The sequence below is a fragment of the Mycobacterium shottsii genome (assembly GCF_010728525.1).
Taxonomy (GTDB): domain Bacteria; phylum Actinomycetota; class Actinomycetes; order Mycobacteriales; family Mycobacteriaceae; genus Mycobacterium; species Mycobacterium marinum.
The window spans coordinates 482,739-495,529 of record NZ_AP022572.1 but is presented as its reverse complement, the minus strand read 5'-3'; the positions used below and the strand labels follow the sequence as shown (position 1 = coordinate 495,529).

The window sequence follows — 12,791 nt, the reverse complement described above, 5'->3', positions numbered from 1 at the left end:
ATGCCGGAGGCGTACGTCATCGACGCTGTACGTACCGCGGTGGGCAAGCGTGGCGGAGCGTTGGCGGGGGTACATCCCGTCGACCTGGGTGCCTTGGGGTGGCGGGGACTGCTGGATCGAGTTGACGTCGACCCGGCCGCGGTCGATGACGTGATCGCGGGCTGTGTCGATGCCATCGGCGGTCAGGCCGGCAATATCGCACGGTTGTCCTGGCTTGCGGCGGGATATCCCGAAGAAGTGCCGGGTGTCACCGTGGACCGCCAATGCGGCTCCAGCCAGCAGGCGATCTCCTTTGGTGCGCAAGCGATCATGTCCGGAACGGCCGACCTCATCGTTGCCGGTGGCATGCAGAACATGAGCCAGATCCCGATCTCGTCGGCAATGATCGTCGGTGAACAATTCGGCTTTAGCTCGCCGACCAACGAATCCAAGCAGTGGCTGCACCGGTACGGGGATCAGGAGATCTCGCAGTTCCGCGGTTCGGAGATGATCGCCGAGAAGTGGAATTTGTCGCGTGAAGAGATGGAGCAGTATGCGCTGACCAGCCACGCGCGTGCGTTCGCGGCGATCAGGGGTGGGCGCTTCGATAACGAAATCCTTAGTGTGGAAACGGAATCCGGGCCCTTCCGGGTCGACGAAGGGCCGCGCGAGTCATCGCTGGAGAAGATGGCTGTCTTGAAGACCCTGGTCGAGGGGGGACGGCTTACCGCCGCGATGGCCAGCCAGATCTCCGACGGTGCCAGCGCGGTGCTGCTGGCTTCCGAACAGGCGGTCAAGGATCACGGCCTGACTCCGCGCGCTCGCATCCACCACATCAGTGCTCGCGCCGCCGACCCGGTGTTCATGCTCACCGGCCCCATCCCGGCGACCCGCCATGCGCTGGAAAAGACCGGTCTGTCCATCGATGATATCGCCACGGTAGAGATCAATGAGGCGTTCGCGCCGGTGGTTTTGGCGTGGCTCAAGGAAATCAAGGCCGATCCCGAGAAGGTCAACCCCAATGGCGGTGCCATCGCTCTCGGTCATCCGCTGGGTGCCACCGGGGCCAAGCTGTTCACCACCATGCTCAATGAACTCGAGCGGGTCGGTGGGCGCTACGGGCTACAGACGATGTGCGAAGGCGGGGGCACCGCCAACGTCACGATCATCGAGCGGCTATAGCGGCCGGCGTTTCGGGCTGCGAAGGGTGAACCACTCGGCTCGCGCGGTGAGTCCTGTGGCATCGGGATTTTCGGTGTGGCGCGTCCTGCGCAATGCCAGACGATTATTCATGCCCGTTGCTACTGTTTCTCTGTCCAATTGACGTGACTGCGCGATCGTCGGATGGAAGAGCGCGTGTGTCGACACGTATTGGGAGGCTCAGATGTCCTATCTCATCGCAGCGCCCGAGCTCATGCAGTCGGCGGCAGCGGACTTGGCGGACATCGAGTCCGCGCTCAGCGCGGCGAACGTCCTGGCGGCGGTGCCAACGATCCAGATAGTGGCGGCGGGTGCCGATGAGGTGTCGGCGGCCATTGCGGCGTTGTTCGGTGCGCACGCCCAGGCGTGTCAGGCGCTCGGCTCCCACGTGACGGCGTTTCATCAAGAGTTCGTGCAGGCGCTGAATTCGGGTGCGGCGTCATACGCGAACGCCGAGGCGGCGAGCATCGCTCCGCTCCAAGCCCTATACGACCTGGTAAATGCGCCCACCCAGGCGCTGCTGGGGCGCCCGTTGATCGGCAATGGCGCCAACGGGGCCCCGGGGACCGGCCAGAACGGCGGCGACGGTGGGCTGTTGTTCGGTAATGGTGGTGCCGGGGGGTCGGGCGCGGAGGGTCAAAACGGTGGGGCAGGTGGCAATGCGGGACTGATCGGTAGTGGTGGTGCCGGGGGTGCTGGTGGTAACACCGAGATGTTCGGGAATAACGGTGCCGTGGGTGGGGCTGGTGGTGCTGGTGGGTGGTTGTTGGGTAACGGTGGTGCTGGTGGTACCGGGGGTGTTGGGGCCTTCAATGGGGGTGCTGGCGGGGCTGGTGGGCGGGCGTGGCTGTTTGGTGTTGGTGGTGGTGGCGGTACGGGTGGTATCGGCAATGCGGGTGTTGGCGGTGTGGGTGGTGTTGGCGGCGATGCGGGGCTGTTGTCCTTCGCTAACGGTGGGGCCGGTGGTTTCGGTGGTTCGGGCGCCAATGCGGGTGGGGCCGGCGGTGATGGTGGTGCGGCCGGGATGTTGGGCACCGGTGGTGTTGGCGGTGATGGTGGTGCGGGCGGCACGAATGGCTCGGAGGTTGGCCAGGTCAGCGTGGGCGGGGCCGGTGGAGATGGTGGCAGTGGCGGGTGGTTGTTGGGGATCGGTGGCAGTGGTGGGTTCGGCGGGTTTGGGCAGGGTCCCTCGGGTGGGATCGGCGGGGACGGCGGTGATGCCGGATTGTTCGGTGTTGGTGGCATAGGCGGGACTGGTGGCACCGGCTTCTCCGGTGTTGGCGGCAATGCTGGTGCCGGTGGTGATGGTGGTCTGTTGTGGGGGTCCGGTGGGGCTGGTGCGCGGGGCGGGCAAGGTGGGGCCGGTGCCGGCGGGGGCTGGTGGAGGAGGCGGCCTGTTCGGTGGGGATGGTGGTAGCGGCGGGACCGGTGGTACCGGGGGTCCGGTGGTGGTGGCGGTGCTGGTGGGGATGCGGGGCTGTTCGGTGTCGGTGGGGCTGGTGGCGTGGGTGGCACCGGCGTCGGGTTCCCGACCGACCCTGGTCTGTCATTCGGTGGTCAGGGCGGTGCCGGGGGGCGTGGCGGTCTGCTGATCGGTCTGGGTGGCAATGGTGGCACGGGCGGGTTTAGTGGCCCGCTGTCTGAGAATGCTGGCGGCGGTGACGGCGGTGCTGGTGGTGGCGTTGGGTTGATCGGTTTCGGCGGGGCCGGTGGGTTCGGTGGCGCTAGTGGGTTCGGTACGGGTGGGGACGGTGGTGTGGGTGGCGCCGGTGGCGCGTTGTTCGGTCTTGGTGGTGTCGGCGGTAATGGTGCGTTGGGTGCCGGTGGTAGCGGCGGTGTTGGTGGTACTGGCGGTGCCGGCAGTGGCCTCGGGTTTGGTCTCGGTGGTGCCGGTGGTTCCGGCGGTGCCAGTGGCCTTGGTGATGGGGGTGCCGGTGGGACTGGTGGCGCCGGCGGGTTGCTGGGCGGTAATGGTGGTGCCGTCGGTAATGGTGGGGCTGGCGCGGTCGGCTTTTTGAACAACACCGCCGACGGCGTTGGTGGTGCCGGTGGTGCGGGCGGTAGTGGGGGCTTGCTGTTCGGTGATGGTGGTGGCGCTGGTGGTGCTGGCGGGATTTCGACGTCCAGCAGCGCTAACAACGGTGGTGCCGGTGGTGCCGGTGGTAACGCGGGTGGCTTGTTCGGCAGCGGTGGTGCCGGCGGTATTGGTGGTGCCGTCGGTACCGGGGGCACGGTCGCGGGTGCCGGCGGCAGCGGCGGCGGGGCCGGATGGGTGGGCAACGCCGGCAACGGTGGTGCCGGCGGGGACGGTTGGATCATCGGTGACGGCGGCGACGGCGGCGACGGCGGCGACGTGGGGTTGTTCGGCGCTGGCGGCAACGGCGGAACCGGCGTGGCGGCCGGCACCGGTGGTACCGGCGGCAGCGGAGGGCTACTCGGCGTGGACGGGATTAACGGGTCGTAGCCCGCTGGCGTCCGGGTGCGGACCACCCGACCGATGGCCCGCGGCGGTGTCGTATCGCGCCGGTTGCGTCCGGCGCGATGGGCGCCTCAGCTGTCGTAGTCGCCTGCCACGAACGGTGTGGTCGGGTGCGGCTGACACGTCAAAATGTAACCCGCGTCGAGTTCGGCCTGACCAAGCGCGAAGTTGTGGTCCATCTCCACGTTGCCTTCGATGAGTTTGGCTCGGCAGGTGCCGCACGCTCCGCCCATGCAGGCATAGGGTGCATCGCTGCGCCGCTGTAGCGCGCCGTCCAGGATCGAGTCTACGGGGCTCAGATCGAAGGTGTCCTGCCGCCCGGACAGGGTGAAGGTCACGGTTGCGCCCTCATACCCGTGATCGGTCGCCGGTGCTGTGTTGTAACCGAAGAACAGCTCCAGGTGAATGTGCTCCGTGTCGACCCCGTGCTCGATCAACGAGTCACGCACAGTGGTGGTCATTTCCATTGGTCCGCAGATGAACCACTCATCCACCGTTTCTGGGGACAGGTTGCTCGTCAGCCACCTGTTGAGCTTCTCCGTGTCGATGCGTCCGCGTAGCTCTGGGGTGTGCAGCGGCTCGTTGGACATCACGTGCAGGATCTCCAGCCGGTCGGCATAGCGTGACTCGAGACGGTCCAGCTCGGCCCGGAACATCGTGGATTCCTTGGTGCGATTCCCGTAGATCAGGGTGAACCGGCTTTCGGCTTCGATCTCGAGCGTGGTCGCAAGGATCGACAACACCGGTGTGATCCCGCTGCCGGCCACCAGTCCGACGTAGTGCTTGCGCTCCAACGGATTCAATGGCGTGCTGAACTGGCCGGTCGGCGTCATCAGCTCCAGCACATCGCCGGCCTTGAGGTCGTTGGCCACAAAAGTCGAAAACGCGCCGCCCGGAATGTGTTTGACGGCGATCCTCAGCTGGGCCCGAGTGGCCGGAGCGCAGATCGAGTAGTTGCGACGGACGCCCTGCCGGCCAAGATCGGTGCGGACCGTCACGTGTTGGCCCGGCTCGAAGCGGAAGGCGTCCTGCAGGTCTTCGGGCACCGCAAACGTCACCAGCGTGCTGTCGGTGGTGATGGGGTCCACCGATGCGACCGGGATGCGGTGCAGTACCGCGTGCGGCGAACTCGACCTGGCCGGCATCCGCACCGGCAACAGCTTGGCGAGCCTGCCGTTGAGTTCCTTCCACTGCCGGTACTCGTCCGGATTCAATTGCTGGCCAAAGACCGTGGAGATCGCGGCGTTGCGTTCCAGGTAAGCCTCTTCGTTGCGCTTCCAGGTGCGCACGTACCGGTAGAACGGCACCGACGGGTGCAGATGGTGTACCAGGTGGTAATTCTGCGACAGCAGCACCGGCGTGAACAGCCATTCCGCACCGACGCGGTTGCGGGTCGCGCGATAGCGGTTGGTGCGCTGGGTGTCCTCCAGCCCGTGATGAGGCAGCCAGTCGAACCACCATGCCAGCACGGTGAGTCCGATGCGCTGCGGGATCAAGAAGACCACCGCCAACGTCCAGAAATTGCCGGTGACGATCGCAATGGTCAAGCCGGTGATGCTCAACGCAAACATGAACAGGGTTTCGGCAAACTCGACGACCGGTCGGCTACGAGCACGCGGGATGTAGTACTTGAGGTAGTAGTACTCCACCAGCGACCAGCGCAACGGCAGCAGCCACGGCGAACCATAAGAGGCGAAGGTGTCGGGGTCTTCGACGTCGTCGTTGGAGTGGCGGTGATGCTGGATGTGGATGTATCCGAAGGCCGGGAAGGCGACCACCGGACCGACGAAGAGAAAAGCCAGCCGCCCGAACAACCCGTTCACCCAGCGCACCGAGCTGACCGAGTAATGCGAGGCGTCGTGCACGACGGTGAACATCACAAAGGTCACCGCGGCGTTGACCGGAATCGTCACCCAGAACGGGACCCAACCGTCGATGTAGCCGACCGTCGTCAGGACAAAGGACCCGAGTGCGGCCAGGAAGATCCCAAGGGTGGGAAGGGCCAGCTTAGGCACCGTCTCGCCAGGATCGGGCAGAGCGTGATGCGCAGACGAATCCGGTGCCGCTCGGTTCACGGCGTCGATGGTCGACATAGCTGAAGAAGCGTAGTCGACACGCGTCAACTACTCCACCAGCCGGCAAGCATCACGAGAAATGCCCGTGAAGCGTCCTCGGTGGATCACGTAAAAATGCCCGCGAAACGGTCGATCCTTGGCAGGCATGGGAAGTGGGCTGTCGATGTCGTCTCGGGCCGAGATCACCGCGAAGTTCGCCAGGGGGTATGTGGGGGCGCCGAAGGCGGGCAAGGGGCAGATTCTGGATCAGGTGGTGGCGGTCACCGGCTGGTCGCGTGACAACGCCCGGCGGCGGTTGAGGGCGGCGGCCGCGCCGGCGGGAGCGGGTCGGCAGGTCGCCAAACGGATTTGCCGGCAACGCAATCCGAAGTACTCCTAGGATGCGCTCAAGGTGTTGCAGAAGGTGTGGGCGGCCTCAGGCGGGCAGTGCGGCCGGTATCTGGCCGCTTCCATGGCACTTCAGTTGGATGCTCTAGAACGCCACGGCGAACTGGTGGACGGCCGTGACCGTTACGGCCCGGCGGTGCGTGCCGAGCTGTTGGCGATGAGCAGCGCCACGATCGACCGCTACCTGCGCGGCGCCAAGGCCCGCGACCAGATCTCGGGTGTGTCGACGACGAAACCCTCCCCGCTGCTGCGGTCCTCGATCACCATCTGCAAAGCAGGCGATGAGGCCGAAGAATCTCCGGGTTCTTCGAAGGCGACACCGTGGCGCACTGCGGCCCGACACTGAAAGGTGAGTTCGCCCGCACGGTCAACCTCACCGACATGCACATCGGCTGGGTGTTCACCCGCACGGTGCGCAACAACGCCCACGCCCACATCCTGGGCGCCCTCAAAACCGGAATTACTAAAATCCCCTATAAGGTAACGGGTTTGGACTTCGACAACGGCACCGAATTCCTCAATAAGGCGGTCATCAAGTGGGCCGCGGACATGGAGATCTTCTTCACCCGCTCACGGCCCTACAAGAAGAACGACCAGGCCACCATCGAGTCCAAAAACAACCACCTCGTGCGTCGCTACGGGTTCTACTACCGCTACGACACCGACGAAGAACGCGCCGTGCTCAACCGGCTGTGGCACCTGGTCAACGACCGGCTCAACTACCTGACCCCCACCATCAAACCCATCAGCTACGGCTGCAGCCGCGACGGTCACCGCCGCCGGCTCTACGACAAGCCCCAGACCCCTGGACCGGCTGCTGGCCGCCGGAGTCCTCTCAGCGGCCCAACAAACAGAGCTGCTCACCTACCGCAACAGCCTCAACCCCGCCGCGATCGCCCGCCAGATCGCCGACCTGCAAGCCGCCCTGCTCAGACTCGCCAAAGACAAGACCGAACAGCTCTACCTCGCCGCCATACCCGCCGCTCTACCCGCCCTCAAAGCCGGCATCCGCATCAAAAGCAAGACCACCACCTGACCCCGATTTCGCGGGCATTCCTTACCTGATGCATGAACCAGGTTTCGCAGGCATCTTGACTTGATGCATCACGCCAGCGCTGCGGCGGCCCGTAGATGTTCGATCGCGTCGTGCACGATCGACTCGACCAATTGCGCACACGACGGCAGGTCATCGAGTATTCCGGCGACCTGACCCGATGCCAGTACCCCCGCCTCGGGGTTGCCGTCGACCAGACCGGCCTTCAACAACATCGGGGTATTGGCCGCCATCACCACCTGCGACCAGGTCAGTTCTCTGCCGTGTCGCATGGCGAGGCCGTCTTTGATCATCGACGCCCAGCTCATCTGCGACATCTGTTTGAACTTCGCGGCGTTGCGGATCGCGGCGGTAAAGCCCCGCGCTCGCGATCCGCCTTCCAATTTCTCGACCAGTCCGGTGCGCAGCACCCGGTGTGGCATCCCGTCGACGCGGGTGGTGACGACGGTGCCATCCAGCGCGGCCTGAAGATAGCGTCGTTTCACCGCCTCGGGCACGGTGGAGTCCGAGGTGAGCAGGAAACGGGTGCCCATTGCCACGCCTGCCGCGCCATAGGAAAGTGCGGCGGCCAGCCCGCGTCCATCGAAGAAACCGCCTGCCGCGATCACCGGGATGCCGGTGCCCTTGACGGCGTCCAGCACTGAGGGCAACAGCAGCGTCGTCGCGACCGGTCCGGTGTGTCCGCCGCCCTCACCGCCTTGGACGATCATTGCGTCCGCGCCCCAGCCCGCAACCTTGCGGGCGTGCTTGCCCGCGCCGATCGATGGGATGACGACGGCTCCGGCTTCCTTGAGCCGCGCGATCAGCTCGGGCTTGGGGGCCAGGGCAAAGGATGCGACTTTGACACCTTCGCGGATCATCAAGTCGACCCGGTCCGACGCATCGGCGGCGTCGGCGCGGATGTTCACACCGAAAGGCTTGTCGGTGCTGGCTTTGACTTTGCCTATGGCAGTGGTTAATTCGTCCAAGGTCATGGTGGCCGAAGCCAGGATTCCCAGGCCCCCCGCGTTCGCTGTGGCCGAGACCAGCCGCGCACCGGCCACCCAACCCATCCCGGTCTGCACCACCGGGTGCTCGACGCCGACCAGATCGGTCAGCGGCGTGCGCAATCTCATGAACGAATCTCTCTATCGCGCAGCGCTTTCGGATCGATGACTTCGCGGATCAGCTGCAGTTCCCCGTCGGTGGGAGTCCTGGTTTGTTCGGCGTCCTCGAGGCCGTGTACCTCGAATGAGGTGGCTTCCCGAACGTCGTCGGGGGACACTCCGGGATGCAAACTCAGGGCCCGCATCGTGTGCTCGGGTCCGCCGAAGTCGAACACTCCCAGGTTGGACACCACCCGGTAGACGTTGACGAACCGAAACGCGGGGTTGTCGGGATCGACCTTGTCGTAGCCGATTCCGGAGACGATGTCGACGACCTCGCAGAACACCCGTTTGGAATGGCTGCCGACCCAGTAGCTGGTTGCGTGGTTGATGGTATTGCCGGGCGATCCCCGGACGCCAAACATCTGCCGGGTCGGATGCTGCAGCGGGCCGAACGCCGAGATGTTCTGATTGCCGTAACGGTCAACCTGATTGGCGCCCATCACAACATGGCGGCGTCCCCAGGCCAGTGTCTCGAAGACCCGGCCAAAGGGCATCCAGCCCTCGACCGGTCCGATCTTGCCCAAAGGTGGCGTGTCGGCCAGCAACTGGGCTTCCCCGTCGGTCAGCAGGATGTCGGGTGAGAAGGTGAGCCGGGCCAACCTCGCTCCGACCGACGCCATGTTCGTCATCGGGCTGACCATGATTTCACCGGCGTTGCGGAACAATTCGGCGCAGGCGAAGGCGCATACCTCGGCCCGGGTACTCACGATGACGCTCCAAACTCGCGCACCGCTGCCTGATAGTCGGCCTCGGTGCCGGACAAGTATGTGGCCACGAACTGTTGCCATCCCTGGTCGGTCGACGCCGCTTCGGCGTAGTGGCGCTGGAATTTCTCGTCCCGGCCGTAGTCGGGCGCGGCGGTGGTGAAGTGGGCGCCGCCGGGGGCCTCCACCACCGCGTCGACCATCATCCGGTTCACCAGCATCGCTTGGGGCGGTACGGATTTGACTAGTTCCTCGGTGGTGACAATGCGCTCCACCGAGAGGAAGCGCTGCTCGGCGGCCATCAGGAAAAGGTCGTCGAAGTACGGGTCGATCCCGGTGTACGCGGCATTGCCACGGCAGTCGCCGAGATTGAGGTGCGCAAAGGCCGCGTCCAAGCGCAGCGCCGGCATGGCGATCAGGGTCTCGTGGCCGCCTTCCGGGGCCGGGTAGGGACTGGTGACCGTGGCCAGCTCGCCGTCCCAGAAGTCCGGAACCGAACTGCCCAGCCCGGCGCGGATCGGCAGGAACGGCAGGCGTTGTGCGGCCGCTTGTAGCCCGCAGCGCAGCATGCCCTCGTCCATTTCGCGGGCCTCGATGGCACCACTGGTGCGGGCCTTGGCGAACCACGGGTCGTAGAAGGGGGGTGAGTCCAATGAGACGAACCCGTAATAGACCCGCTTGACCTTGCCGGCCGAACACAGCAGTCCGACGTCGGGGCCGCCGTAGCTGACCACCGTCAGGTCGGTGACCTCAGAGCGCAGGATGGCCCGCACGAAGGCCATGGGCTTGCGCCGTGAACCCCAGCCGGCGATGCCGATGGTCATTCCACTGCGCAAGTGCCCGACTGCGTCATCGAGGGTGGTTGTCTTGTTGCTCATGACTTTTTCACGAACGCGTCGCGGTGCTCGTCGGCGACTCCGGCGAGGTTGAGTTCGAACGTAAATCCTTGCTCCATGCGGTAGCTGGCGTTAACCCGTTGCACATCAATCAAGTTCAGCGCCTCCTTGGCGGCACGGATAACGCGGGTGTCCTTGGCGGCGATGTCACGGGCCACGCGCAAAGCGGATTCGTCGAGTTCGGCGCGGGGCACCACCTCGTGCACCGGGCCAAAGTGGTGCAAGGTGGCGGCATCCACGGTGGCGGCGGTGAAGAACAGCCGCCGCATCAAATGTTGTGGAACCAACCTGGAGAGGTGGGTTGCGGCGCCGAGCGCGCCCCGCTCCACCTCCGGCAAACCGAAGGTGGCGTCCTCGGAGGCGACGATGACATCGGAGTTGCCGACCAATCCGATGCCCCCGCCAACGCAGAACCCATTGACCGCGGCGATCACCGGCACCGCGCATTCGTATACCGCGCGGAAGGCCGCAAAGCAGCCACGGTTCGCGTCGATCAGCGCCGTGAAGCCTTCGGTGCGCTGCATTTCCTTGATGTCTACGCCGGCGTTGAAGCCGCGGCCCTCGGCCCGCAGGATCACCGCTCGGGTATCCAGGTCGGCTCCGGCGGCCGTCAGGGCGTCGGCGAGTTCGAACCAACCGCGCGATGGGATGGCGTTGACCGGCGGATAGTCGACGGTGATCGCAACGATCCCCGGTTCAGCGGTGGTGGACGTGATTGTCACTGGGGACTTCCTTATGGGGTGGGCTACCTAAGCAAGCACTTGCTTGGGATGCTAGCACAGCGAACCGCTTCGCAGTGGCCAAGGCCATCAACAGGAGGCAAGGCCGGGTGCACACGTTTTCTTATGGGTGAGACGTTGTGGGGTGTGGTTGGGGGGTGGTGGTGCAGTCGGTCGTGGGTGGGCTGCGACGGGGGTCGGGGTAGTGGCGGGGTGGGTGTTTTTCGTGTTGTGGTGATCTTGGTGATTCGTGGATAGGTCGTTGACCTGCGTCGATATCGTCGGCCGATCGGTGTTGGGTGTGGTGGGCTGAAGGGGCGGTGGGTGTGGTGTCGTTGGTCAGGGTGGCCCCGCAGGTGGTGGGCGACGGGGTGGGGAATTTAGCGCGTATCGGGTCCTCGATCGGGTGGCCAACGCGGCCGCGGCCGTGGCGACCACCACGATGGTGCCCGCCGGCGGTGATGAGGTGTCGGTGGCGGTGGTGGGGTTGTTTCGCGGTCTGGGGCAGGATTACCAGCTCTTCGGCGCCCAGTTGGAGCAGTTCCATCAGCGTTTCGTGCAGATCCTGGATGCGGCCAAGACCGCCTATCTGGAGACCGAGACCGCCGCGGCGGCGGCGGTGGCCGATGGGCAGTATCAGGTGTTGGCGGAGCCGGTGCAAACGCTGGGGCAGGCCTGGCTGGCCAGTCCGGCGGGTGAGCTGCTCGATCCGCTGGTCAATGCGCCGTTTGCGTCGTTGACCGGCCGGGAGTTGATCGGCAACGGGGCGGCGGGGGTCGCGGGTGTCGATGGTGGTGGCGGGCAGGCCTGGGGCTGGTTGTTCGGTGATGGCGGCCCCGGGGCGGCGGCCGGTCGTGGTGGTGATGCCGGGCTGATCGGTGCTGGTGGTGTCGGTGGGGCCGGGTGGGCTAACTCGGGTGCGGCCATGATGGCCAGCGGGGCCGGTGGTGATGGGGGTTTGGTGTTCGGTGATGGCGGGCCGGGTAGTCCCGGGGCGGCCTCGTTTGACCCCACCGTGGCCGGTGGCGCGGGTGGTCCGGGTGGGGATGCCCGCGGGATCGGTGACGGTGACCGTGGCGGCGATGGTGGCCCCGGGGCCACCGAAGCGCCCGGCGGGCGGGGCAGCGATGGCGGGCCCGGCGGCAAGGGCGGCAATGCCGGGGACTACGGCAACGGCGGTACCGGCGGAACCGGCGGCATCGGCTCACCCGGCCAATCTTGGGGTGACCCTGGGTCGCAGGGTGGCCTTGGCGGCTGGGGCGGTGCGGGCGGAATCGGCGGCGAGGGCGGCCACGGCGGCGCCGGTGGCGACGGCAAAGACGCGGTGGAGTCGCCGCAGTTGGGAAAGGCGGGCGGTCCCGGTGGGGACGGGGGGCGCGGCGGCCTCGGCGGATTCGGCGGCGACGGCGGCGCTGGCGGTCATGCCCTCGCGCCGAGATATCACGACGGCGCCCCCGGTGCTGGCGGCGTGGGTGGCGACGGCGGCGCCGGGGGCAATGGCGGGCGCGGTGGCGACGGAGCTAACGGCGTTAACGCCGCCACTTTGGCGAGCGTGATTGGCGGAAACGGTGGCGACGGGGGCAACGGCGGCTATGGCAACCTGGGCGGTTACGGCGGCCTAAGCGGTGACGGGTCCACCAGAGCCGGTCAGGGCGTCGCTGGAATCGACGGCGACGGCGGCGACGACGGAAACGGTGGCAACGGCTCCACCACCGACCATGGAGTTATCCCACAAGGTTGGGGCGGTAACGGTGGCAATGGTGGTCGCGGTTTCAACGGTGGTGACGGCGGTGACGGTGGCAACGGCGGGAGCGGCCCAACAACACTTCGGCTTTTCGGCAGAGTGGGCGGTGACGGTGGTCGCGGCGGCGACGCCTACGGCGGCAACGCCGGGTGGGGTGGCGACGGCGGCAACGGGGGCCGAGGCGCATACGGATCCGGTCTCATCCCACCGGCGCGGGGTGGCGATGGCGGTAACGGCGGCGACGGCGGTGACCTCTACATCAATGGCGTGATGTACCAACACGGCGGGGCCGGATTCGACGGTCTGCCCGGCGAGCCACCCGACATCCCGCCGATCGGTGGTTTGGGCGGCAAAGGCGGCAGCGGCGGGCTTGGCCCCCACGCGCCGTAGGGCTCGGCGGTGGTGG

At 66.3% G+C, this 12,791-nt stretch carries 10 protein-coding genes and 1 pseudogene; 6 read left to right on the top strand and 5 right to left on the bottom strand.

Annotation, left to right across the window (positions count from 1 at the left end):
* Together fadA6 and G6N41_RS02295 are read left to right on the top strand one after the other, a co-directional pair.
* Positions 1-1,161: a steroid 3-ketoacyl-CoA thiolase FadA6 gene (gene fadA6 / locus G6N41_RS02300; protein ID WP_198966479.1), complete on the top strand. Its 1,161-nt coding sequence runs from the start codon at positions 1-3 to the stop codon at positions 1,159-1,161.
* Between the two features lie 202 nt (positions 1,162-1,363).
* Positions 1,364-3,643: pseudogene (locus G6N41_RS02295) on the top strand (PE family protein).
* An 86-nt stretch (positions 3,644-3,729) separates the two neighbouring features.
* Here the strand turns inward: G6N41_RS02295 and G6N41_RS02290 are convergent.
* A complete protein-coding gene (locus tag G6N41_RS02290) occupies positions 3,730-5,751 on the bottom strand; it encodes a fatty acid desaturase (protein ID WP_198966478.1) in 2,022 nt (673 codons plus the stop codon).
* A 145-nt stretch (positions 5,752-5,896) separates the two neighbouring features.
* On the opposite strand from G6N41_RS02290, the gene G6N41_RS27780 reads away from it, so the two are divergent.
* The 3 genes from G6N41_RS27780 to G6N41_RS27770 all read left to right on the top strand — a co-directional run bounded on the left by G6N41_RS27780 (position 5,897) and on the right by G6N41_RS27770 (position 7,185).
* Positions 5,897-6,112 carry a hypothetical protein gene (locus G6N41_RS27780; protein WP_198968084.1) on the top strand — a complete coding sequence of 72 codons (216 nt, stop codon included), beginning with the start codon at positions 5,897-5,899 and terminating at the stop codon, positions 6,110-6,112.
* 72 nt (positions 6,113-6,184) lie between these two features.
* Positions 6,185-6,466, top strand: coding sequence for a hypothetical protein (locus tag G6N41_RS27775; protein ID WP_198966675.1), 282 nt, complete (start codon positions 6,185-6,187; stop codon positions 6,464-6,466).
* Positions 6,442-7,185 (top strand): integrase catalytic domain-containing protein, encoded by a 744-nt coding sequence (locus G6N41_RS27770; RefSeq protein WP_231608788.1) that lies wholly within the window; start codon positions 6,442-6,444, stop codon positions 7,183-7,185. Before G6N41_RS27775 ends, G6N41_RS27770 begins: the two co-directional genes overlap by 25 nt.
* A 39-nt stretch (positions 7,186-7,224) precedes the next feature.
* On the opposite strand, the gene ipdC is transcribed toward G6N41_RS27770, so the two are convergent.
* Genes ipdC through echA20 form a run of 4 tightly spaced genes read right to left on the bottom strand, consistent with a single transcriptional unit; the run spans position 7,225 to position 10,644 of the window.
* A complete protein-coding gene (ipdC, locus tag G6N41_RS02280) occupies positions 7,225-8,289 on the bottom strand; it encodes a (3aS,4S,5R,7aS)-5-hydroxy-7a-methyl-1-oxo-octahydro-1H-indene-4-carboxyl-CoA dehydrogenase (protein WP_198966477.1) in 1,065 nt (354 codons plus the stop codon).
* A complete protein-coding gene (ipdB, locus tag G6N41_RS02275) occupies positions 8,286-9,029 on the bottom strand; it encodes a cholesterol ring-cleaving hydrolase subunit IpdB (protein WP_198966476.1) in 744 nt (247 codons plus the stop codon). The genes ipdC and ipdB overlap by 4 nt, the downstream gene beginning before the upstream one ends.
* Positions 9,026-9,904: a cholesterol ring-cleaving hydrolase subunit IpdA gene (ipdA, locus tag G6N41_RS02270; protein ID WP_198966475.1), complete on the bottom strand. Its 879-nt coding sequence runs from the start codon at positions 9,902-9,904 to the stop codon at positions 9,026-9,028. Before ipdA ends, ipdB begins: the two co-directional genes overlap by 4 nt.
* The gene (gene echA20 / locus G6N41_RS02265; protein WP_198966474.1) at positions 9,901-10,644 is read right to left on the bottom strand and encodes a (7aS)-7a-methyl-1,5-dioxo-2,3,5,6,7,7a-hexahydro-1H-indene-carboxyl-CoA hydrolase; all 744 of its coding nucleotides are present in this window, start codon (positions 10,642-10,644) and stop codon (positions 9,901-9,903) included. Before echA20 ends, ipdA begins: the two co-directional genes overlap by 4 nt.
* A gap of 403 nt (positions 10,645-11,047) precedes the next feature.
* Here echA20 and G6N41_RS29405 point away from each other — a divergent pair, with 403 nt between their 5' ends.
* Positions 11,048-12,775 (top strand): PE family protein, encoded by a 1,728-nt coding sequence (locus G6N41_RS29405; RefSeq protein WP_265338846.1) that lies wholly within the window; start codon positions 11,048-11,050, stop codon positions 12,773-12,775.
* Positions 12,776-12,791: the final 16 nt, after the last annotated feature.